The 20,817-nt window shown below is 67.4% G+C and carries 24 protein-coding genes; 17 read left to right on the top strand and 7 right to left on the bottom strand.

What is annotated here, in order from left to right; genetic code table 11:
• Positions 1-2,200, top strand: a 2,200-nt coding sequence (locus ACWCOV_RS29935; RefSeq protein WP_449832668.1) for a histidine kinase, incomplete at its 5' end; no start/stop codon positions are given.
• The gene (locus ACWCOV_RS29930; RefSeq protein ID WP_449832667.1) at positions 2,197-2,859 is read left to right on the top strand and encodes a response regulator; all 663 of its coding nucleotides are present in this window, start codon (positions 2,197-2,199) and stop codon (positions 2,857-2,859) included. The genes ACWCOV_RS29935 and ACWCOV_RS29930, both read left to right, overlap by 4 nt.
• Here the strand turns inward: ACWCOV_RS29930 and ACWCOV_RS29925 are convergent.
• The gene (locus ACWCOV_RS29925; RefSeq protein WP_449832666.1) at positions 2,856-3,854 is read right to left on the bottom strand and encodes a helix-turn-helix transcriptional regulator; all 999 of its coding nucleotides are present in this window, start codon (positions 3,852-3,854) and stop codon (positions 2,856-2,858) included. The genes ACWCOV_RS29930 and ACWCOV_RS29925 overlap by 4 nt on opposite strands.
• A gap of 55 nt (positions 3,855-3,909) precedes the next feature.
• On the opposite strand from ACWCOV_RS29925, the gene ACWCOV_RS29920 reads away from it, so the two are divergent.
• The gene (locus tag ACWCOV_RS29920; RefSeq protein ID WP_449832665.1) at positions 3,910-5,040 is read left to right on the top strand and encodes an epoxide hydrolase family protein; all 1,131 of its coding nucleotides are present in this window, start codon (positions 3,910-3,912) and stop codon (positions 5,038-5,040) included.
• A gap of 83 nt (positions 5,041-5,123) precedes the next feature.
• Here ACWCOV_RS29920 and uraH read toward each other — a convergent pair whose 3' ends face one another.
• Positions 5,124-5,447, bottom strand: coding sequence for a hydroxyisourate hydrolase (uraH, locus tag ACWCOV_RS29915; RefSeq protein ID WP_449832664.1), 324 nt, complete (start codon positions 5,445-5,447; stop codon positions 5,124-5,126).
• Between the two features lie 486 nt (positions 5,448-5,933).
• A complete protein-coding gene (locus ACWCOV_RS29910) occupies positions 5,934-6,293 on the bottom strand; it encodes a SpaA isopeptide-forming pilin-related protein (protein ID WP_449832663.1) in 360 nt (119 codons plus the stop codon).
• 559 nt (positions 6,294-6,852) lie between these two features.
• Here ACWCOV_RS29910 and ACWCOV_RS29905 point away from each other — a divergent pair.
• A complete protein-coding gene (locus ACWCOV_RS29905; RefSeq protein WP_449832662.1) occupies positions 6,853-7,836 on the top strand; it encodes an SDR family oxidoreductase in 984 nt (327 codons plus the stop codon).
• On the opposite strand, the gene ACWCOV_RS29900 is transcribed toward ACWCOV_RS29905, so the two are convergent.
• The gene (locus ACWCOV_RS29900; protein ID WP_449832661.1) at positions 7,833-8,144 is read right to left on the bottom strand and encodes a hypothetical protein; all 312 of its coding nucleotides are present in this window, start codon (positions 8,142-8,144) and stop codon (positions 7,833-7,835) included. The genes ACWCOV_RS29905 and ACWCOV_RS29900 overlap by 4 nt on opposite strands.
• Positions 8,145-8,215: 71 nt before the next feature.
• Between ACWCOV_RS29900 and ACWCOV_RS29895 the strand changes: the two genes are divergently transcribed.
• The 6 genes from ACWCOV_RS29895 to ACWCOV_RS29870 all read left to right on the top strand — a co-directional run bounded on the left by ACWCOV_RS29895 (position 8,216) and on the right by ACWCOV_RS29870 (position 10,910).
• Positions 8,216-8,569 (top strand): hypothetical protein, encoded by a 354-nt coding sequence (locus ACWCOV_RS29895; RefSeq protein ID WP_449832660.1) that lies wholly within the window; start codon positions 8,216-8,218, stop codon positions 8,567-8,569.
• Positions 8,566-9,165, top strand: coding sequence for a hypothetical protein (locus ACWCOV_RS29890; RefSeq protein WP_449832659.1), 600 nt, complete (start codon positions 8,566-8,568; stop codon positions 9,163-9,165). The genes ACWCOV_RS29895 and ACWCOV_RS29890 overlap by 4 nt, the downstream gene beginning before the upstream one ends.
• Before the next feature lie 112 nt (positions 9,166-9,277).
• A complete protein-coding gene (locus tag ACWCOV_RS29885; RefSeq protein ID WP_449832658.1) occupies positions 9,278-9,631 on the top strand; it encodes a hypothetical protein in 354 nt (117 codons plus the stop codon).
• Positions 9,628-9,792 (top strand): hypothetical protein, encoded by a 165-nt coding sequence (locus ACWCOV_RS29880; protein WP_449832657.1) that lies wholly within the window; start codon positions 9,628-9,630, stop codon positions 9,790-9,792. The genes ACWCOV_RS29885 and ACWCOV_RS29880 overlap by 4 nt, the downstream gene beginning before the upstream one ends.
• Before the next feature lie 59 nt (positions 9,793-9,851).
• Positions 9,852-10,256 carry a hypothetical protein gene (locus ACWCOV_RS29875; protein WP_449832656.1) on the top strand — a complete coding sequence of 135 codons (405 nt, stop codon included), beginning with the start codon at positions 9,852-9,854 and terminating at the stop codon, positions 10,254-10,256.
• A gap of 111 nt (positions 10,257-10,367) precedes the next feature.
• Positions 10,368-10,910, top strand: a complete 543-nt coding sequence (locus ACWCOV_RS29870) for a CHRD domain-containing protein (RefSeq protein WP_449832655.1) — start codon at positions 10,368-10,370, stop codon at positions 10,908-10,910.
• A gap of 168 nt (positions 10,911-11,078) precedes the next feature.
• Here ACWCOV_RS29870 and ACWCOV_RS29865 read toward each other — a convergent pair whose 3' ends face one another.
• Complete coding sequence (locus ACWCOV_RS29865) at positions 11,079-11,261, bottom strand: hypothetical protein (RefSeq protein ID WP_449832654.1); 183 nt, start codon at positions 11,259-11,261, stop codon at positions 11,079-11,081.
• Positions 11,262-11,558: 297 nt separating this feature from the next.
• On the opposite strand from ACWCOV_RS29865, the gene ACWCOV_RS29860 reads away from it, so the two are divergent.
• The 3 genes from ACWCOV_RS29860 to ACWCOV_RS29850 are packed head-to-tail and all read left to right on the top strand — an operon-like array spanning position 11,559 to position 12,550.
• The gene (locus tag ACWCOV_RS29860; protein ID WP_449832715.1) at positions 11,559-11,657 is read left to right on the top strand and encodes a hypothetical protein; all 99 of its coding nucleotides are present in this window, start codon (positions 11,559-11,561) and stop codon (positions 11,655-11,657) included.
• Positions 11,658-11,670: 13 nt separating this feature from the next.
• Positions 11,671-12,114: a RibD family protein gene (locus ACWCOV_RS29855; RefSeq protein WP_449832653.1), complete on the top strand. Its 444-nt coding sequence runs from the start codon at positions 11,671-11,673 to the stop codon at positions 12,112-12,114.
• On the top strand, positions 12,101-12,550 hold the full coding sequence (locus ACWCOV_RS29850) for a deaminase (protein ID WP_449832652.1): 450 nt from the start codon (positions 12,101-12,103) through the stop codon (positions 12,548-12,550). The genes ACWCOV_RS29855 and ACWCOV_RS29850 overlap by 14 nt, the downstream gene beginning before the upstream one ends.
• A 43-nt stretch (positions 12,551-12,593) precedes the next feature.
• Here the strand turns inward: ACWCOV_RS29850 and ACWCOV_RS29845 are convergent, their stop codons facing one another.
• Positions 12,594-12,830, bottom strand: a complete 237-nt coding sequence (locus tag ACWCOV_RS29845; protein ID WP_449832651.1) for a hypothetical protein — start codon at positions 12,828-12,830, stop codon at positions 12,594-12,596.
• A gap of 320 nt (positions 12,831-13,150) precedes the next feature.
• Here ACWCOV_RS29845 and ACWCOV_RS29840 point away from each other — a divergent pair, with 320 nt between their 5' ends.
• Together ACWCOV_RS29840 and ACWCOV_RS29835 are read left to right on the top strand one after the other, a co-directional pair.
• Positions 13,151-16,249 (top strand): DUF3427 domain-containing protein, encoded by a 3,099-nt coding sequence (locus tag ACWCOV_RS29840; RefSeq protein WP_449832650.1) that lies wholly within the window; start codon positions 13,151-13,153, stop codon positions 16,247-16,249.
• A gap of 104 nt (positions 16,250-16,353) precedes the next feature.
• Positions 16,354-17,328, top strand: a complete 975-nt coding sequence (locus ACWCOV_RS29835; protein WP_449832649.1) for an aldo/keto reductase — start codon at positions 16,354-16,356, stop codon at positions 17,326-17,328.
• Between the two features lie 706 nt (positions 17,329-18,034).
• Here ACWCOV_RS29835 and ACWCOV_RS29830 read toward each other — a convergent pair.
• Positions 18,035-18,922: a LysR family transcriptional regulator gene (locus ACWCOV_RS29830; RefSeq protein ID WP_449832648.1), complete on the bottom strand. Its 888-nt coding sequence runs from the start codon at positions 18,920-18,922 to the stop codon at positions 18,035-18,037.
• 61 nt (positions 18,923-18,983) lie between these two features.
• Here ACWCOV_RS29830 and ACWCOV_RS29825 point away from each other — a divergent pair, with 61 nt between their 5' ends.
• Positions 18,984-19,979 carry an aldo/keto reductase gene (locus tag ACWCOV_RS29825; RefSeq protein WP_449832647.1) on the top strand — a complete coding sequence of 332 codons (996 nt, stop codon included), beginning with the start codon at positions 18,984-18,986 and terminating at the stop codon, positions 19,977-19,979.
• 299 nt (positions 19,980-20,278) lie between these two features.
• Positions 20,279-20,614, top strand: coding sequence for a nuclear transport factor 2 family protein (locus tag ACWCOV_RS29820; protein WP_449832646.1), 336 nt, complete (start codon positions 20,279-20,281; stop codon positions 20,612-20,614).
• The last annotated feature ends 203 nt before the right edge of the window (positions 20,615-20,817 follow it).

Genomic DNA, 20,817 nt, shown 5'->3' with positions numbered 1-20,817 from the left:
CGACGACGTGGGCAACGAGGGCCGGCGCGAGCCGGACCGTGGGCTCGGCGAGCCTGCGTACGACGTGGGCAACGAGGGCCGGCGCGAGCCGGACCGTGGGCTCGGCGAGCCTGCGCACGACGTGGGCGACGAGGGCCGGCGCGGGCCGGACGGTGGGTTTGGCGACGGGGGCGCCGGCGGTGGTCAGCGCGCACCTCGGGAAGGGTGGGGCACCGACCCCGAGGACGCCGGCGGCTCTCGGCCGGGGCGGTGGCGGGGGTTGGCGGCGGGGCTTGGGGGGTTTGTGGTTGTTGAGGTGGTGGGGGCGGTTGTGCTGGCGGTGGTGGTGGGGTGGGGCTGGCAGAACGCGGTGGATGCGTTTGTGGTGACGAACGGGTTGATGGGGCTGACGTTCGGGCTGTGTGGGGCGGTGATTGCGTGGCACCGGCCGGCGAACCCGATCGGGTGGTTGTTCATCGCCGACGGCATCGGGCACGCGACCACCGCGGTGACCACGCCGCTCGGTCAGCTGCTCACCGACGCCGACGCGCCGATAGTTGCCCAGCGTCTCCTCGTCACCCTGTCGATGTGGGCGTGGCCGTGGTCGATCGCCCTGTTCCTGCCGCTCGCCCTCCTGCTGTTCCCGACCGGTCACTTGCTCTCCTCCCGCTGGCGATGGGCAGCGATCGGCATCATCGCCACGTCACCGCTGTTCGTCCTCGAGATGACCGGCGCGGGCGACGCCCCCGGTCAGGGCCTCCCGCGCGGCTACCTCACGATTTCCGCGTACGACGACCTCGGCCCACTCTGGACGCTCACCGAGCTCCGCAACATCGTCGCGTTCCTCCTGGCCATCACCTGCCTGGCCATCCGGTACCGCAGAGCCGACGAAACGGGCCGGAGGCAACTCCTCTGGTTGCTGCTGGCATCCGTCGTCGCGATCCTGTTCATCACCCCGTGGTCGTTCCTCGCCGGCACGCCAATCCTTGTTCTACTGGCGATCCCACTGATCCCGGTCGCCGTCGCGGTCGCGATCGTCCGCTACCAGCTCCTCGACATCCGGCTGGTCGTATCGCGCGCACTGACCTGGGGCCTGCTGTCACTGGTTGCCATCGGCGCCTACGCGGCCCTCGCCGCGATCCTCGGTTCGCTGGTCTCGTCCCGCGTCGGCCGCTCCGCCGCGATCACCGTCTTGGTGGCGCTGATCATCGCCCCGATCCTGCCCCGCCTGCAGCAACTCGTCGACCGAGCCCTGTACGGCGACCGCGGCGACCCCGCCCGCGTCGCCTCCCAGGTCGGCGAACAACTCTCAGCCGGCCTCCCCGGGGTCGTCGCCTCCATCCGCTCCGCGCTCCGCTTCCCGTACGTCGGTCTGATTGTCGACAATAGGATCGTCGCCGAAGCCGGCACCCCGCCGCCGTCCGTCGTACCCCTGGAGCTCGAGTACGGCGGAACCGCGGTCGGAGCGCTGCACGTCGGGCTCCGGTCCGGTGAGTCGGAGCTCGCCTCGGCGGATCGCAGTGTGCTCGGGCTGGTCGCCGTACCGCTCGCAGTCGCCGTGCACGCAACGCGCCTCTCGGCCGAACTGCAGACGTCGCGCGAGAAGTTGGTCTCGGCCCGCGAAGAGGAGCGCCGCCGGCTCAGACGCGACCTCCACGACGGCCTCGGCCCGACGCTCACCGGCGTCGCGTTCACCGCCGACGCCGCGGCCAACCTGGTCTCCACCGACGCCGCCAAGGCCCGCGACCTGCTCGCGACCCTGCGGACCGACACGCGTACGGCGATTTCCGACGTACGACGGCTCGTCGACGACCTGCGTCCACCGGCGCTGGACGAGCTCGGACTGGTCGGCGCACTAAAGCAACGCGCGGATCAACTGTCGTTCCGCGCCGACGGGGCCTCCGTCCGAGTGGAGGTGTCGGCGGAGGGACTGCCACCTCTTCCGGCGGCCTTGGAGGTCGCGGCGTACCGGATCGCGACCGAGGCGCTGACGAACATCGTCAGGCACTCGCGCGCGACGTCCGCGGTACTAGCGTTGCGCTGTGGTGACGACCTGGAGATCGAGGTGACCGACGACGGGCCGCCGAACGGCGAGTGGCGGCCGGGCGTCGGCCTGCACGCGATGCGCGAACGCGCCGCTGAACTCGGCGGCAACTTCGAGGCCGGCCCGTCCCCGACCGGCGGCGTCGTCCGAGCAACCTTCCCCTTGGAGCCCAGATGACCAGCGAGGGAGCCGAGACAATTCGCGTGGTGCTGGCCGATGATCACCCTGTCGTCCGGGCCGGACTGTCGGCTCTGCTCACCTCGCTCCCCGGCATCGAGGTCGTCGGCGTGGCCGCGACCGGCCGCGAGGCGGTCCGCGAGGTGATCACGACCCGCCCGGACGTCGCCGTACTCGATCTCCAAATGCCCGACCTCGACGGCTTCGCCGCCACCCGCGAATTGGCGCGATCGGCGCCGGACGTCGCCGTACTCGTGCTGACCATGTTCGAGGACGACGACTCGGTCTTCGCCGCGATGCGCGCCGGCGCCCGCGGCTACCTGGTCAAGGGCGCCGAGCAGGAAGAGATCGCCCGCGCCATCCGGGCGGTCGCGGCCGGCGAGGCGATCTTCGGTCCCGGCGTCGCCCGCCGCGTGCTGAGCTTCTTCTCCGCCCCGCCACCCGCCGCCGACCCGTTCCCCGAGCTCACCACCCGCGAACGCCAGATCCTCGACCTGCTCGCCGCCGGACTCTCGAACTCCGCCATCGCCCACCGCCTCGAGCTCGCCGCCAAGACGGTCGCGAACAACGTCTCCACCATCTTCACCAAACTCGGCATCGCCGACCGCGCCACCGCGATCATCCAAGCCCGCAACGCCGGCCTGGGCACCGAGAGCTAGTCGATCGCGCGCAAGTACCGGTTGCCGATCGTGCGTAGGTGCTGGACGAGTTCGGGTGGGGCGTCGACGTGGAAGTCGAGGCCGAGCATGCCGATGTAGACGGCAACGATCTCGAGGGATTCGGCGCCGGTGACGAGGACGCTGGTGTCGTCGTCGACGGACTCGACCACGCCGACGGCAGCGTGGATCCGGGACAACACCTCCTGCGCGGGCGCGAGCACCGTGATCCGGGCGTGCACCTTCCACCCGGTCGTGGCGACGTCCCGCAGTACGAAGTCGGTGTAGTCGTCGCCCGGCATCGGGCGCGGCTGGTATCGCCGGCCTGTTGCCATGCGCAACGACATCCAGTCGACCCGGTACGTCCGCCACGCGTCGGCCTCGTCCCGCGCGACCAGGTACCAGTACCGCTGCCAGCTCACCAACCGGTACGGCGCGACCAGGATCGGCAACCCCGAGGACGCCGTACCGGAGCCCGGACCGCGGATGGGGCCGTCGGTGGGGATCTCGTAGTCGAACCGGAGGTAGTGCTCGTCGCGGATGCAGGCCGCGATCGCGGTCAGCAGGGCCGGGTCGATCTCGGGGTCCTTCACGTTGGAGCCGGTGTTGTCCGGGCCCTTCTCCATCGTGCTGTGGATCGCGTTCACCTGGCGCCGGAGCCGATGCGGCAGCACCTGCTCCAGCTTCGTCAGCGCCCGCGCGCTGCTCTCCCCCATCCCGGCCACGCCGGCACCGGTCCGCAGCCCGACGGCGACCGCCACCGCTTCCTCGTCGTCCAGCAGCAGCGGCGGCAGCTTGGCGCCGACGCCCAACTGGTAGTGCCCGGCCGGGCCGCGCGTCGCGTCGACCGGGTAGCCGAGCTCGCGCAGCCGGTCGATGTCGTTGCGGATAGTGCGCGTCGTCACCTCGAGCCGCTCGGCCAGCTCGGCGCCGGTCCAGGCCGGGCGGGTCTGCAGCAAGGCGAGCAGGCTCAGCAACCGCGACGAAGTCTCGAGCAAAATCAATCTCCCAAATAGGAATCAAATGTTCCTATAAGGATTCTACGGTAAAGCCATGAACACCAACGAGAGCATCCGGCCCTTCACCGTCGACATCGCCCAGGCCGACCTGGACGATCTGCACGCCCGCCTGGCGCGGACGCGGCTGCCCGAACCGGCTCCCGGTGACAACTGGGACTACGGCACCCCGAACCACTACCTCCGCGAGATGGTCGACCACTGGCAGCACGGGTTCGACTGGCGGGCGCAGGAAGCCCGGATGAACGAGTTCCCGCACTACCTGACCGACGTCGACGGCCAGACCGTGCACTTCATCCACGTCCCGTCGAAGGTCGAGAACGCGACGCCGCTGCTGCTGGTGCACAGCTACCCGGGCTCGTTCGTCGACTTCCTCAACATGATCGCGCCGCTGACCGACCCGGTCGCGTACGGCGGCTCGCCCGAGGACGCGTTCTCCGTCGTCGTCCCGTCCATCCCGGGCTTCGGCTTCAGCACCCCGCTGGTGGAGCGCGGCTGGACGATGGCCCGGGTGGCCCGCACCTTCGACACCCTGATGCGCCGGCTCGGCTACTCGTCGTACGGCGTCCACGGCTCCGACGCCGGCGCGATGGTCTCGCGTGAGCTCGGCCTGCTGAACCCGGACGGCTTCCTCGGACTGCACGTCCTGCAGCTGTTCTCCTTCCCGTCGGGCGACCCGGCCGAGTTCGAGAAGTTCACGCCGGCGGACTACGCGGCGCTGGAGCACCTGCAGTGGTTCCAGTCGGTCGGCGGGTACAACCAGATCAACGGCACCCGGCCGCAGACCGTCGCCGTCGGCATCTCCGACTCACCGGTCGGGCAGCTGGCCTGGAACGAGCTCTTCAACAGCTTCGGCAACGGAACCAGCCTGGTCACCCGCGACCAGATCCTGACCGAGGTCTCGCTGTACTGGTTCACCAACACCTCGGCCGCGGCCGGTCGCTACCACTACGAGGAGGCCCACTCCGGCGCCGAACCGGCCCAGAACCACGCCCCGACCGGCGTCGCCGTCTTCGCCGACGACTTCAAGACGATCCGGCCGCTGGCCGAGCGCGACAACACCAACATCGTGCACTGGTCGAACTTCGAGAAGGGCGGCCACTACGCGTCCCTCGAGCGGCCGGACGAGCTGACCGCCGACCTCCGCACCTTCTTCCGCAACCTGTAGACGCCCATCCCCGTGCGGCCCCGCACCCTGCTCAGGGTGCTCGGGCCGCACCGGCATGTTGTCGACAATCTTCTCGTAGACAGTCAGCTTCCGCGGTACGTCGAGTACGCGAACGGACTCAGCAGCAGCGGAATGTGGAGCCGGGCGTTCGGGTCGACGACAGTGAACGCGACGACCACCTGCGGGAAGAAGCAGGTCCGCCCCGCTTTCCCGAAGTAGGCCGCGGTCTCGAAGACCAGCCGGTGCTCCCCGGCCCGCCCGAGCGCCGGCCCCAGCTCACCGACCCGGCCGTCCACATCGGTACATCCGGAGCCGAGCACCTTGGACGATTCGGCCTCCTCCAGCACGACCGTCATTCCTTCCGCGGGCCGCCCGGTCACCAGGTCGAGTACGTGCGTACTGATCATTGGTCGACCACCTTTCTCGGGTCGCCGTACGCCGTACCTCCTCCGGTGCCCGTTCGGACCACGGACCATGCCTGCGCGCGAGAGCCCGGGATGCTCGCGCACCCCGGGCTCCGGTGGGCTCCACCCAACTGGAGGGACGTGTGGGGGAGCCGTCCTCCGTCTGCCCGATCGCCGGCACGGGGTACACGGCGCGGGGGGTGGCGCGGTACCGCCGTCGATCTCAGATGACCGGGCACCGGCTCGTCGGGAACGGAGTCGTGCCCAGGCTGGTGTCAGCACGCCCGGGCGTCCTGCAGTGCCCCCTTGGTGAGCCGACCCCAGTCAGCCACATCGCCTAATGGTGCCTCGACGTTACGCCTGCGGCATCAACCGCACAATGCCCAGCCGCGCGCTCGCGTACCCCGGGCTTCTTTGGGCTCGAAGGTGCTCGGCGTGCCGTCCGGCGGCGTCGCGGCCCACCCGGTGCACGAGATCCGCGCCGCCGTACTACCGGCGACCTGCGAGCTGAACGACACCCGTGATCGTCGACAACCGCGTGTTGCCGAAGGCGACGGTCTCGCCCACGTACGGCGAGTCGGTGCAGCTTGCCTTGTTGTTCACGACAACGGTCTTGATCAGCGGACCGTCCGTCGCGTAGTTGGCGGGCAGCGTCTCGGTGACGCTGTAACTCCCGAACAGCAGGCCGTCGAAGCACACCTTGCCGTTGGCGTCGGTCACCTGGCTGACGCCGTTGACGGTGAAGGTGACACCCGCGTGCGGATGCTTGCCGGGACCGGACGCCGCGTGCTTCCTGGTCTTGGTCACCTCGATGGCGCCGCGTTGCCGCGGGTCGACGAACATTCGCATCCGTCGTCCACGTACCGACGACCACGTCTTCGGCGCCAGGTGAGCCAGCCAGCGGCGCCGCGTCCCTGCGCAGCTGGAAGGTGGCGCCAGCCAGCACTTGGGCGGTGTCGCGTCGTCGTGCTTGACCGTCCGCGTCGCCGGCCGGAATCGACCCGGTCGCGTCGCCCTGCGCGCTCAGGCTCTGCTTGTCGCTCCAGCAGGGCAGCGAGTTCGATGCCTCGCACAACGAGGTCGCGCCGGTGGTCAGCCACCGGGACAGAACAGCACCGGGTTCGTCTTGCCTTGCGACAGGTCGTACTGGATCAGCACGTCACCGGCTGGGTGCGGGCCAGGGCACGCCGTTCGAGGTCAGCGTCGAGGACTGGTTGAACTCGAAGTCCATGTTGGTGGTACCGGACGGCTCCCGGGCAGGCTGACCTCGGGATGCGCGGCCAGCGCCGGCGACCCAACCAGGGTGCTGCCCACCAGGAGCAGAACTGCCGCGGCGATCACCGGTCGCGGCCCGAACGGCCACTTCAGGTGGCGTGTCGATCAGGCTACGACGGGCACCGGCGAGGCCATGAGTGTCGTGGCGATCACCGGAGCGAGTGCTGGAATCGGGCGGGCGTGTGCGCGGCTGTTCGCCGAACGCGGGTACGACGTGGGCCTCATCGCCCGTGGTTCGGACGGTCTCGCGGGGGCTGTTGCCGACGTCGAACAGGCCGGGTCGCGGGCGGTCGCCGTACCGGTTGACGTGAGTGACGCCGAGGCCCTGGAGAAGGCCGCGCTGTCGATCGTCGAGGAGCTCGGGCCGATCGATGTCTGGATCAACAATGCGATGGCGACCGTGTACGGGCCGTTCCTGGAGATCTCGGCCGACGAGTACAGGCGGGTGACCGAGGTGACCTACCTCGGTTTCGTCAACGGGACGCGGGCCGCGTTGCACCGGATGATGCCGCGCGATCGTGGGGTGATCGTGCAGATCGGGTCGGCGCTGGCGTACCGCGGGATCCCGCTGCAGTCGGCGTACTGCGGGGCGAAGCATGCGATCCAGGGGTTCACCGACTCGGTGCGATGCGAGCTGCTGCACGATCGGAGCGCCGTACGGCTGGTGGAGGTGCACATGCCGGCCATGAACACACCGCAGTTCCGGATCCAGCGGTCGAAGCTGCGCCGCCGTACCCAGCCGGTGCCGCCGATCTACCAACCCGAGCTCGCGGCCGAGGCGATCTGGCACGCTGCGCATCACCGGCGGCGACAGGTCTGGGTCGGCTTTCCGACCGTCTACACAATCCTCGGCGAGCGGTTTGCAGGCCCGTTGCTGGACGCGTTCCTGGGCCGCACCGGCTACGCGAGCCAGCAGCTCGACGAACCGCGTCCGACCGACGACCCGGACAACCTCTACGACCCGGTCCCCGGCGACCACGGAGCCCACGGCCCCTTCGACGCGTCGTCGTACAGCCGACAGCTCCGGCTGAACCTGTCCGGCCCGGTCGCGCGAGTCGCCGAAGCGATCGACGTCGGTGCTGCCGCCGTCGGCCGAGCCCTCGCGCGCCTGACCTAAGACCCGTTCAGAAACGCTTCCAGCACACCCTCGTCGAACGTCGGCTTGTCCACCTCGATCGACTCCGCCCCCACGGTCAGCCGGACCGACCCCGGCCCGTGCCGCCGGCAGATCCAGCTCTTCAGTACGTCGATCAAGGCCGGCACGTCCGCCCCACTCAACGCAACCGCCATCTCCGGCGCGTCCCCGATCCCCGCCTGCGTCATGAACTCCTGCTCAGCCAGCTCCTTCCGCAACTGCTGAACAACCTTCACTCCCTTCCCGTCATCCCCCACCACCCGAACCTCAACCCACCGCCCTTCACCCATCCCCCCAGGCTACTCAGAACCCCTGTGGATAACCCCAACGCAACACGACCTCTCCTTCCTAAGCTGTCCGCATGACTCCTGAAACGCCCCACCTTCTTCCGGACGGCGAACGCGTCTGGGTGCACCCCACCTCGGAGGCGTCCGAACAGCTGCCGAGCCTCCTCAACCTCTTCCGTTCCGGCCGGCCGGAACCTCTCATCTTCGGCGACGCCGGCCAGCCCGAGGCCGTAGTCGTGCCGTGGGATGTCTGGCGCCGCCTCGACGCCCTCGCAGCCGACGAGAACGGCTTCGATCACGCCTACGAGAAGGCTCGCCAGAACCTCGCAGACCCACGTCCCTCGGTCCCACTCGAGGAGGCCGCAGCAGAGATCGGCTGGGACCTCGACGAAGACGAGAACCCGTCCGATCCGCCGAAATCGCGATGACCCAGTACCGCCTCCTGCTCAAGCCGGAGGTGATGGAGCAACTCGCAGCGCTCAGCCACGCAGCCAAGACTCAACAGTCCGGCGGTCTGCGCCAGCGCGAGTTCCAGGCCCTGAAGCAGGGGCTCCGCGCCTTGGCCGATGGCCGAGAAGCAGACTTCGGCGGCAAGCGGCTGGGCCGACGCCGACACGACCTCAGCGACTGCGCGGAGATCAAGCTCGACGTCGTCCCCGAGAGACGCCACAACATCGAGCTCGGCCCATCCCACCGGCTGATCTACCGCGAATTCGAGTCCGACGACGGCGGCCCGCCGTACCGCGAGGTCGTCGCATTCGCACATCGCAAGGACGACCGCCCTTTTGACGAGGCTGCCCGCCGCCTAGACCGCGAGGCAGGCGTGCGATCCCGGACGACGCACGCCGCCGCCCAGCCAGGCGGCATCGCACCCATCCGCCAACCTCTCCCACCCGACCTACGCCGAGCCCTCACCGCAGCCTTCAGCGGCAGGCCCAAACCGGAAACCGCCCGACCAGAACCGCCCACGAGCCGCCCAGGCTCCAGTCCAAATCGCGGCGCGCTGCCCAACCGAGAATTCTGACCAGATCCGCAGCGCCCGCCTGATATGGGTCACCCTGACACAGGGCCCAGGCTGCGCAGAACCCTGTGGATAACTCCGGCGAGACACCAGCCGTCTTTCCTAAGCTGTTGTCATGTCCCCCGAAACCGAACACCTCCTGCCGAACGGCGACCGCGTCTGCGTCCTCACCACGGCAGAAGCCTCGAAACACCTGCCCAACCTCTTGGAGCTGTTCCGCTCCGGCGAGACCGAACCCCTGATCTTCGGCGACGCCGGCCAACCCGAGGCCGTCGTCATCCCGTTCGAGGTCTGGCGCGCCCTCGTCGAAACCGCCACTGATGAGGAAGGCTTCGACTCCAGCTACTCCGTCGTGCGCCACCGCCTCGCCAATCCCCAGCCTTCGATCCCGATCGAGGAGGTGGCCGCCGAGTTCGACCTGGATCTCAGCAAACCCATCGACGACTCCGACCTGCCCCAGCCGCAGTGACGCAGTACCGCCTCCTCGTCCGCCCGGAGATCCAGCAACAACTGGCCATCCTCAAGCGTGCTGCAGCAACTCAACAGGCCGGCGACTACGCCGCCGCGAGCTCGAGGCACTCGAGCTCGGCCTGCGCGCACTCGCCCACGGCCAAGAAGAACTCCTCCTAGGCAAGCGACTCGGCTACGGCACTTACGACCTCAGCGACTGCGCGGAGATCACGCTTTCGGTGATTCCGGAGACCCGGGGCAGCCTGGAACTCGGCCTTTCGCACCGCCTGCTTTACCGGGAGTTCGAGGCCACCGACGGCGGGTTGCCGTACCGGGAGGTCGTAGCCTTCGAGCCGCGGAAGAACGACCGGCCTTTCGAGGTGGCCGCGGCCCGCCTCGGCCGCCGGCGAGGCATCAGGATTCAGAGACTCGAGGCGGTGGTCGCGAGGATTCAGAGACTCGAGGCGGTGGTCGCGACCCGCGCCTCGGCACCGATCCGCCAACCCCTCCCATCCGACCTCCGCCAAGCCCTTGCCACTGCCATCGCCGGCGTACCGCCGTCCGGACCCGCCGCGCTCAGACCACCCACCGCCCAGCGACACACCGGCCCGCGCCGCGGCGCACCACCCAACCGAGAACTCTGACCGCCGCACAAACTCCCCGGCTGATTGAACCGGCGAGCCCTCCGCGCCGTTGATCGGAGTGTGACGACAGTCACACCATCGACGTACGCCTCGGTGAGGGAGGAGCACATGGTGGCAAGAAGAGCACATCTGCTGGCCGCAGCCATCGCGATCGGGGTGGCGGCGACCGCATCAGGCAGTGTCGCAACCGCAGGCCGTGACGACTCGGGCAACACAGTCCGCGAACAGCTGTCCGGCTACGAGGAAGACCCGGCCCCGATCTCGACGAACGGCACCGGCCGGTTCCAGGCCCAGATCGACGACCGCAACGACCGGATCACCTGGCGCCTCAGCTACTCCGCCTTGGAAGGCACGGTCTCCCAGGCCCACATCCACTTCGGCGGCAAGGCCCAGAGCGGCGGCATCAGCGTCTTCCTCTGCACCAACCTCGGCAACGGCCCGGCCGGCACCCAAGCCTGCCCCGCCGCCCCCGCCACGATCACCGGCACAATCCGCCCCACCGACATCATCGGCCCCACCGGCCAATCCCTCCTCCCCGGCCAATTCGACGACTTCGTCAAAGCCATCCGCAACGGCACCACCTACGCCAACGTCCACACCAACCTCTTCCCCGGCGGCGAAATCCGAGGCCAACTAGACCACCACCACAACTGAGCTAGCACGACTGTCTAGGGCGAGGCGTTCGCGCCCCGCCCTAGACCGCTGTAGCAGGCCCCGGTGAGGCCACACTCGGCTTCGCTGAGGAGCAGTTGACGGGTGAGAACACGACGAAGGTGTACGCCCGCTACGGGATCGATCTGAGCGTGATTCCTGACCTGAGATTCACTGCGTGACGATCGCCATCCCTACTCCGCGGCCGTCGCCAACGCGCAGTACGTCGTCGTCGGCAGCGGAGCCGGCACGCTCGCCAAGGCGGACCTGGCCGTCGCGCTCGGCAAACGGGTTCTCCCGTACGGCGCCAGTGGCGGCACTGCTCAGGCGATCTTTCAACAAGTACGTCGCCATCCCACGCAGAGCTCCTGGATTCCAGCCGACGCCCTGGCGACGCTGGACACCTGCGCCCGTCTGGATCCGAGGGCCAGCACAATGGAGATCGAGCAGATGAAGGAAGATTTCGTCGACATGCTCGACTACGTCATCCACGCCGACCGAGGAGAATCACGTGCCTGATCGTCCGTACGTCCTGCTGTCGGTCGCAGCATCGGTCGACGGCTATACCGACGACAACACTGACGAGCGTCTCCTCCTCTCCAACGACGAGACTTCGACAGGGTCGACGAGGTACGTGCCGGTGTCGATGCAATCCTCGTCGGCGCCAACACGATCCGCCGGGACAATCCCCGGCTTCTGGTCCGCTCAGACGATCGCCGCAAGCAACGTTTGGATGCGGGTCTGACTTGAATCCCCTGTCAAGGTGACCGTTAGCGCCAGCGCTGATCTCGATCCCTCATCCAAGTTCTTCAGCACCGGCGAGGTGGACAAGATCGTTTACGTCCCAACGTCAGCAGTCGCCAAGACCACACAGTCCGTCGGCCAGGTCAGCACAGTTGTGGATGCCGGCGCCACGGTCGATCTCGGCTTCATCCTCGAGGACCTCGCCAACCGCGGCGTCAAGCGACTCATGGTCGAGGGCGGCGGAACCATGCACACCCAGTTCTTGTCCGCCGACCTCGCCGACGAGATCCACCTCGTCATCGCCCCCTTCTTCGTGGGCGATGGCAGCGCTCCCCGGTTCGTAGGCGACGCAGCATTCCCGCAAGGTCCTGCTCACCGGATGAACCTCGCCGAGGTCAAGCAGATCGGAGACGTCGTCCTCCTCCGCTACCTGCCGAGGAGCACCAGCCATGTCGAAGCCTGACGACCGCCTCTGGCTCCAGCAGGCGATCGACCTCTCCCGATCCTGCCCGACCTCCCCCACCGCCTTCTGCGTCGGCGCCATCATCGTGAGCGCCGAAGGCGAAGTCCTCGCCACCGGCTACTCCCGCGAGACCGACCCTCACGACCACGCCGAAGAAATCGCCCTCACGAAGATCGCCTCCGACGACCCCCGCCTCCGAGCAGCCACGATCTACACCAGCCTCGAACCCTGCAGCAAACGAGCGTCCCGCCCCGCAACCTGCACCCAGCTAATCATTGCCGCAGGCATCCCCCGCGTAGTCCTAGCCTGGCGAGAACCCTCCATCTTCGTCGACTGCGAGGGCGCGGAACTACTGGAGGCCGCCGGCGCCGAGGTGATCGAGTTCCCCGACATGGCCGAACAGGTCAAGGAAATCAACGCCTACCTCTTCGGCTGACCGTCTGCGGTAGGCGCACCCGGCGTACGCCTACCGCAGACGGTCATTGCTGCCGTGGGACCGTGCAGTCTGCGGCTGCGCTGACGAAAGGTGCCGCCAGACGCCACAGCTCGTCGATCAAGGCCGCATGGCCGGCCTGAGTCTCGTCGTGCACCCCGGAACTCACGATCTCGCCGTCGTTAGACAGCTCCAGGTAGCCGACTTCTCGCTGGGCCACGTCCACGTTGACGAAGTGCGGGTCACGCCCTCGTCTGGTGCGTACTTCGGCCAGCTCATTCACACTGCTCTCCAAACTGCTGGGTTGACTGGAACAGTCCGTTACGCCCGGCCTGCGTTCGCGAGGTTCTGAGCGACGGACAGCGACTAAACGAGCGGCACATTCGCCACGGCCGCGAGTCATTCTCGGGCTCCCGGATCGCCAGGCCACATCCAGCCGACCTCCCCCATCGAACGGGAGCGTCGGAGCGTCTGGGACGCCTTAACCGCGATCACAAATGACCATAGCGGTAGCCGCATGGAGGAGTTACAGGACACGCTCGGTCGAAGGTCAGGGATTGTCGGCGCTGTCTGGCAAGCTCCTTCGCGAGGGGTGATAGCTAGATGGAGCCAGGGATTTACGACGCGCTGGTCACGAACGGTCTGCTTGAGGCGATCAGCCAGGCGGATGGACAGGTCGCGGTATTACACAGCATTGACGAGGCCGACCAGCCGGAGGTCCTCGCTCGGCATGTGCGGGACGCCGTACTGCGCGCGCTGGCTAGTACGCGAGACCAGGGCCAACGAGTTGCACTGATCAACGACCTCCTCCGGCAGCTTGCGGCGCACAGCGACTCACTCCCCGAGGGGCAGCCGCGGCAACTGCATGCGCTGCATCCTCCAGCGGCTCCGGGAGCCAAGACGTTCGGTGACGTCCGTCCGAGCACGCCACTGTCTGACGCTGCCTTGCTCACCAACTCACACGGCGAGCCGTCGCTTGGACCTGAACTCCGCGCAGAGATCGACACCTCGGACGAGGTCGACCTGATCTGCGCCTTTGTGAAGTGGTACGGACTTCGACTGCTCGAGCCGGAACTGCAACGACTCCGACTCCGCGACGCACCGTTTCGCGTCATCACGACCACCTACATGGGTGCTACGGATCGACCCGCGCTTGACCGGCTAGTCAACGACTTCGGCGCCCAGGTGAAGATTCAGTACGACGTCCTGCGAACCCGACTCCACGCGAAGGCATGGCTGTTTCGACGCCAAACCGGCTTCGACACAGCGTACGTCGGCTCCTCGAACCTGTCCCGGGCGGCGATGCTGGATGGCATCGAATGGAATGTTCGGCTGTCGCGCATCGCTACGCCGAACCTCCTGAACAAGTTCCGCGCAACCTTCGATACCTACTGGAACGACTCAACGTTCGAGATCTACGACCCTCAGCGCGACCGGGATCGACTCGATGACGCTCTAGCCGCGCTCGGCAATCGGACCGCGTCGGATCGAGTCACCATCTCGCTTGCTGGCCTCGAGGTGCGACCACGGCCTTACCAAGCCGAGATGCTCGAGGAGATCGAGGTCGAACGCGAGGTCCATGACCGGCACCGCAACCTCGTGGTCGCGGCAACTGGAACGGGCAAGACAGTAATCGCGGCACTCGACTATCGCCGCCTTCGTGACGCCGCAGCCGAGCGCGGTGAGCCGGCGCCGTCCCTACTCTTCGTCGCGCATCGTCGGGAGATCCTGCAGCAGTCCCTGCGGACCTACCGAGAAGTCTTAGCCGATGCCTCGTTCGGCGAGGAGTATCACTCCGGCACCCGGCCCGAGCGTTGGCGGCACGTGTTTGCATCTGTCCAGGCGCTGACGTCGTACGACGTGACGAAGATGCCGGCGGATTGGTTCGACGTTGTTGTCGTCGACGAATTTCATCACGCAGCGGCACCAACCTATGGACGCTTGCTCAGACACCTGCAACCTCGAGAGTTGCTCGGGCTCACCGCGACACCCGAGCGTACCGACGGATTCGATCTCCAGAGCTACTTCGGCGGCCGAACTGCTGTCGAGCTGCGGCTGTGGGACGCACTCTCAGCAGACCTGCTTTGCCCGTTCCACTACTTCGGAATTGCCGACGGCACGTACCTCGCCGACCTGACGTGGAAGCGCGGTCGGTACGACGAACAGCAGCTCGAGGACCTGTACACCGGCAACGACGGCCGCGCCGCCATCGTGCTTCGCGAAGTCGAAGACAAGCTCACTGACGTGCGGGCGATGAGAGCGCTTGGCTTTTGTGTCTCGGTTGCGCATGCCGAATACATGGCCGACGTCTTCACCAAGGCGGGAATCCCAGCTCGCGCCGTCTCGGGATTGACGTCGACGGCCGGGCGTGACGCGGCCTTGCGCGACCTGAAAGAGCGTCGAGTCAACGCCCTGTTTGCGGCCGATCTCTTCAACGAGGGCCTCGATCTCCCCGAAGTCGACACGGTCCTGTTCCTCCGCCCGACCGAGAGCCCCACAGTGTTTCTCCAGCAACTGGGCCGCGGTCTGCGCCAGGCAGAGGGGAAGCCTGTCCTCACTGCACTCGACTTCGTCGGTCATCAGCGCAAGGAGTTCCGCTTTGACAAGCGTTTCCGCGCGCTGACTGGAGACACCCGCAAAGGCCTGGAACGCCAGGTAGAGCAGGGCTTTCCGTTCCTCCCCGCTGGTTGCCAGATCGTCCTCGACAAGGTGGCACAGGAGGTCGTGCTCTCCAACCTCCGAACTCAAGTCGTAGGTCGCTGGCGAGACATGGTCAGCGAGCTCAGAGCGCACGGGGACCAAAGCCTGCCAACGTTCCTCGAGGAGTCGGGCGCCGAACTCAGCGATGTTCTGCGAACCGGCCGCAACTGGACCGCCCTTCGCCGCGAAGCAGGATTACGCACTCGCGAGGGCTCACACCACGAGGCCGCACTCCTGCGTCGCGTCCGTGCACTCGCACATGTCGACGACCGCGAGCGCGTCCTCACCTATCGGCGGCTGCTTCACGACGGCGCACCGTCGTACGACGATCTCGGCACGACAGATCGCTCCTTCGCCCGCATGCTCTTTTTCTCGCTCTGGCCAGATGGCGGCGGTTTCACCTCCTACTCCGACGGCTTCAACGCACTCCGGCGAGAGCCGGCTCTGCGCGATGAACTGATCGAAGTCATCGACTTCGCGATGGATCATGCTCGCCACCGCACGCTGAGACTGTCGGGCCGACTCAGCGATCTGCCGCTTCGGGTCCACGCTCGGTATCAGCGTGAGGAGATCCTTGCTGCCCTTGACTACGCAAACTTGAAACGCCGACCGAGCACCTTCCAGTCCGGCGTCCTGTTCGAGCAAGAGCGCAAGGTCGACGCCTTTCTCGTGACCTTGACCAAGTCCGAAGCCGACTACTCCCCTACGACGATGTACCGCGACTACGCGATCAGCCCGACGCTTTTCCACTGGGAATCTCAGAGCAACACCTCCGTCGACTCCCCCACCGGCCAGCGTTACCTCAACCACCGTGAGCAGGACACCAACATCCTCATCTTTGCCCGCCAACACAAACTCACTGACCTAGGCACATCCCCCTACCTCTTCCTAGGCCCAGCGACCTACACCACCCACACCGGCAGCCGCCCCATCGCCATCACCTGGCAACTAACCCATCCCATGCCCACCGAAGTCTTCCAAGCTGCCTCCGTCGTCGCCTGACCCCACCCGCAGCCTCTTCCTGATCTCGACTCAGAAGGGTGGGTGATGGGTTTGAGTTGATTCTTTTGTTGGAAGTGTGGGCGGGGGCGGGGGAGGGTGGGGGTATGGACTTTACTTATCTTGGGCGTACGGGGCTGAGTGTCAGTCGGATCGTGTTGGGAACTATGAATTTCGGGCCTCATACCGAGGTGGGGGATGCGCACGCGATCATGGATGCGGCGCATGAGAAGGGGATCAACTTCTTCGATACGGCCAACGGGTACGGGCGGGCGATCTACCCGGGGCGGACCGAGGAGATCATCGGGGAGTGGTTCGCGAAGAGTCCGGCGAACCGGGAGAAGACGGTGCTCGCCACCAAGGTGTACGGCGACATGGGTGCGGACTGGCCGAACACGAGCAAGTTGTCGGCGCTCAACATCCGCCGGGCGCTCGACGCGAGCCTGAAGCGGCTGCAGACGGACTACGTGGATCTGTACCAGTTCCACCACATCGACCGGGCGACTCCGTGGGAGGAGATCTGGCAGGCGATCGAGGTCGCCGTGCAGCAGGGCAAGATCCTGTACGCCGGGTCCAGCAACTTCGCGGGGTGGCACATCGCGCAGGCGCAGGCCGCGGCTGAGAAGCGGAACTTCACCGGCCTGGTCAGTGAGCAGTCGCTCTACAACCTGATCGTGCGTGACCTCGAGCGTGAGGTTCTGCCGGCGGCGCAGCACTACGGGCTCGGCGTGATCCCGTGGTCCCCGCTGCACGGCGGCCTGCTCGGCGGTGTGATCCGGAAGGAGAACGAGGGCGTACGGCGGCTGGAGGGCCGGGCCAAGGAGACGCTGGAGAAGCTGCGTCCGCAGATCGAGCAGTACGAGGCGTTCGCCGACGAGCTCGGCCACGAGCCGGGCGAGGTCGCGCTGGCCTGGCTCCTGCACCAGCCGGGCGTGACTGGTCCGATCGTGGGGCCGCGGACGATGGAGCAGCTGGAGTCCGCCGTACGCGCGGTCGACATCAAGCTCGACGACAAGGCGCTCGCCCGCCTCGACGAAATCTTCCCGGGCTACAAGACCGCCCCCGAGGACTACGCCTGGTAATGCGCTACGCCGCCTCGGCGGCTCTCGCGACTAACGATGTGCCGGGCGGTCTACCGACGCTTACCGAGCGTCGGCAGGCCGCCCGACACCGTCCAGACTGAGGTCCCCCGGCTCTTTCTGCTGCCGCCGCTTTTGGCTGAGCACTTGCGACATTGTGGCATCTGTGCGGTCGACTTGCCGGGCCTGAAGCTTGCGCCGCAGGAGGTGCATGAGATCCAGCCGTGGCGAGTCGCGCATCCGCCGCAGTACTTCGCGCTCACGACCGCGTCTCGCACTCCGCAGTCCTCGCATAGCTTCGCAGGACCTCGACGTCGTCTCGCCTGGGGCCGTTTCACCTCAGGCGCCCCGCGCAGGCGACTCAGCTGGGCTTGAAGCTGAGACTGTCCAGCGCCTGGTCCGAGCCGCTGGAGGACACGCTCAGCCTCGTTCAAGCGCTGGCCTTTGAATCGCTCGTCACCGCGATTGCCAGCGAGTTGGGCCTGCCTCAGAAGCTCACGAGCCAGAGCTTTGAGCCTCGCTTCGCGCACAGCCAACTGCACGGAAACGGACCTCACACCGATCGATCCGAAACGACGCCGCCCCGGTCGAGAGGCCCCACCGTTGATCGCGCTCGTCAGATCCTTCATTGGAATGCTTCCCCCAGCGTGAGCGCCTTCGCGAAAATAGCTCGTATCTGCGATATCGCCGCGGCCAGCAGCTCGTTACATCAATCGAGTCGATCCGATGACGACTCTCGCACCGAGTCGGCGAACAGGCTGACGATTGGGCGGGGGTCGGATTGGCGCCAGGCCAGGGCTAGTTCGGCTGGGGGTAGGTCTGGGACCGGGCGGAAGGTGAGGCCCGGGCGTTTGTAGAGGTGGGCGTTGCCTTCGGCTATGAGGGCGACGCCCACTCCTGCGTTGACCAGTTCGAGGACTTCGTCGGCGGCGGTGGCTTCGGCAGCGACTGTCGGTGAGGTGGGGCGGGCGTCCAGGCCTAGCCAGAAGTCGCGCAGGGGGCCGGCTGCGGCGGGTAAGGCGACGAAGGGTTCATTCGCCAACTCGGCGAACGGGATGTCGTCGCGGTCGGCCAGCGGGTGTCCTGCGGGTAGGGCGACCCAGCGGGGTTCGCGGACCAGGACCCGGGTTGCGATGTCGTCGAGGCCGAGTGGGAGCCAGAGGAAGGCGACATCGCTGGTGCCGTCGGCGAGGCCGGCGGTTGGGTCGTCCCAGCCGACGAGCCGCAGCGACACCGTCCAGCCGGGTGCGCGTTCGCGGAAGCGGGCGACGGCCGGCCGTTGCAGGTCGCGGCCGACGGCTGTCTGCATGCCGACAATCAACTGCTGAGGATGGCTGAGTGAGCGCGCCTCGGTGTAGCCGCGGTCCCAGGTCTCGAGCATCGTGCGTACGACGGGAAGCAGAGCACTCCCCTGGTCCGTCAGCGCGAGGCCGCGCGGCAGCCGGACGAAGAGGTCGAAGCCGAGGCGGCGTTCGAGCGCTCGCAGCTGCTTGGACAGCGCGGGCTGCGAGACGAACAGCCGGGCAGCCGCGGCTGTCACGGTCAGCTCCTCGGCCGTGGCGACGAAGTACCGGAGTTCCCGCAGGTGGGCGTCCATAACCAATGGTTATACCAACAGGTCTTGGACGGCGCCCCGGCCCCGGACCAAAGCTGAAGCCATGACAACACTTCGCACCCTTGGCGAACTTCAGGTGCCGGCGATCGGGTTCGGCGCGATGGTGCTCTCCCCCGGCATGTACGGCGAGATCGACGACGACCGCGGGGTCGCTGCCCTGCAGGCGGCGATCGACCACGGTGGAACCTTCATCGACACCAGTGACGCGTACGGCGACGCCAGCCACAACGAGCGGTTGGTCGGGCGAGCGATCCGCGGCCGGCGTTCGGAGATCACGCTGGCAACCAAGTTCGGGCTCAAGCTGGCCGATGGGGCGCAGGCCCATCCGCTCAAGGTCGGGTTCGCGTTCGAGGAACTGCTGGTGAACGCGGAGCCGAAGTACATCCGGGGGTACGCCGAGGACAGTCTGCGCAACCTCGGGACCGACGTGATCGACCTGTACTACCTGCACTTCCCGGACCCGCAGGTGCCGATCGAGGACTCCATCGGCGCGATGACCGAGCTTGTTGCTGACGGCAAGGTTCGGCAGCTCGGGGTGTCGAACGTGACGCCGGACGAGCTGCGGCGGGCGTCCGCCGTCCATCCGATCGCGGCCGTGCAGACCGAGTGGTCGATGTGGCGGCCGGTGGATCCGGAGCTTCTCGAGGTCGCGCGGGAGCTTGGCGTTGGCGTCGTACCTTGGAGCCCGCTGGGCGCCGGGTTCCTGACGGGCACTGTGCAGAAGCTGGCTGCCGATGACTTCCGGAACAACGCGCCGCGGTTCGGTGCCGACAGTCTGCAGGCCAACAACCAGTCGTACGCCGCTTTGCAGGCGCTGGCCGTGGACCTTGGGATCACGCGGAGTCAGCTGGCGCTGGCGTGGTTGCTGCACCAGGATCCGGCGGTGGTGCCGATCCCGGGCAGCCGTACGCCGGCGCACATCGTGGAGAACCTGGCGGCGGCGGAGATCACCTTGCACCCGGACACGTTGGCTCGCGTCGACGCCGTACTCGCGCGGATCGAGCCGGTCGGCGCAACCCTGCTGCAGGACGCCCGATGAAGGCGATCGTCGGATTGTCGGCAATCCTCTTGTTGACCGCCTGCGGAGGCGGCTCGTCATCGGCCGACGATCCGATTGCCAACAATCCAACAGTCGGCCAGCCGACAATCCCCCAGTCGACAACCTCACCCCCGACCACCCCAGGACCGGCTACCTCAGGACCGACCACCTCAGGACCCGCTACCTCAGGACCCGCTACCTCAGGACCGACCACCTTAGGACCGACCACCTCAGGACCGACCACCTCAGGACCGGCTACCTCTGGACCGGCTACCTCTGGACCGGCGGCGTCGGGGACGGTGGGTGCCGGGAAGCCGGCCGTGGTGCCGGCGGCGCAGGCGTACGTCGATGCGGTCGGGCGGCGCGATCTCGACGGGCTGGTGAACTCGTTCCACCCGGACGGGCGGATCGTCGACGTGTCGCGGACCATCGCCGGTCACGGAGCGATCCGCACCTGGGCCGGCAACGAGGTCATCGGCGGCACCCTGCGCGTGCTCGAGGTGGTCGAGCAGCGCGCCGACGGGCAGAAGTTGCTGGTGCACTGGGCGCCGGCGGGGTCGGAGGGCTGGCGAGCGCACTACGACTTCACGGTCGGGGACGGCCGGATCAGGGTCGCCAACCTGCAGTACGCGTGATCGCCGTTCCGGGCTCACCGAGCCGGTGCGCCAGCGAGTTCCCTGTCGGGCCCGCGTGCCACCGAGCCACGACGACCTCGAGCCTCGCCAGCGAGAACTCCTCACCAGCAAGAAAACTCCTCACCAGCGAGAACCCCTCAGCAGCAAGAACTCCTCACCAGCGAGAACCCCTCAGCAGCAAGAACTCCTCACCAGCGAGAACC

The sequence above is a fragment of the Kribbella sp. NPDC002412 genome (genome assembly GCF_053592935.1).
The sequence above is the reverse complement of the archived record's forward strand: the minus strand, read 5'-3'. Positions and strand labels throughout refer to the sequence as shown.

Coding starts and splice junctions, on each gene's coding strand:
- ACWCOV_RS29930 (WP_449832667.1), top strand. CDS start 2,197: ATGACCAGCGAGGGAGCCGAGACAATTCGCGTGGTGCTGGCCGATGAT.
- ACWCOV_RS29920 (WP_449832665.1), top strand. CDS start 3,910: ATGAACACCAACGAGAGCATCCGGCCCTTCACCGTCGACATCGCCCAG.
- uraH (WP_449832664.1), bottom strand. CDS start 5,447: ATGATCAGTACGCACGTACTCGACCTGGTGACCGGGCGGCCCGCGGAA.
- ACWCOV_RS29910 (WP_449832663.1), bottom strand. CDS start 6,293: ATGCGAATGTTCGTCGACCCGCGGCAACGCGGCGCCATCGAGGTGACC.
- ACWCOV_RS29905 (WP_449832662.1), top strand. CDS start 6,853: ATGAGTGTCGTGGCGATCACCGGAGCGAGTGCTGGAATCGGGCGGGCG.
- ACWCOV_RS29900 (WP_449832661.1), bottom strand. CDS start 8,144: ATGGGTGAAGGGCGGTGGGTTGAGGTTCGGGTGGTGGGGGATGACGGG.
- ACWCOV_RS29895 (WP_449832660.1), top strand. CDS start 8,216: ATGACTCCTGAAACGCCCCACCTTCTTCCGGACGGCGAACGCGTCTGG.
- ACWCOV_RS29890 (WP_449832659.1), top strand. CDS start 8,566: ATGACCCAGTACCGCCTCCTGCTCAAGCCGGAGGTGATGGAGCAACTC.
- ACWCOV_RS29885 (WP_449832658.1), top strand. CDS start 9,278: ATGTCCCCCGAAACCGAACACCTCCTGCCGAACGGCGACCGCGTCTGC.
- ACWCOV_RS29865 (WP_449832654.1), bottom strand. CDS start 11,261: ATGGCGACGTACTTGTTGAAAGATCGCCTGAGCAGTGCCGCCACTGGC.
- ACWCOV_RS29850 (WP_449832652.1), top strand. CDS start 12,101: ATGTCGAAGCCTGACGACCGCCTCTGGCTCCAGCAGGCGATCGACCTC.
- ACWCOV_RS29840 (WP_449832650.1), top strand. CDS start 13,151: ATGGAGCCAGGGATTTACGACGCGCTGGTCACGAACGGTCTGCTTGAG.
- ACWCOV_RS29835 (WP_449832649.1), top strand. CDS start 16,354: ATGGACTTTACTTATCTTGGGCGTACGGGGCTGAGTGTCAGTCGGATC.
- ACWCOV_RS29830 (WP_449832648.1), bottom strand. CDS start 18,922: ATGGACGCCCACCTGCGGGAACTCCGGTACTTCGTCGCCACGGCCGAG.
- ACWCOV_RS29825 (WP_449832647.1), top strand. CDS start 18,984: ATGACAACACTTCGCACCCTTGGCGAACTTCAGGTGCCGGCGATCGGG.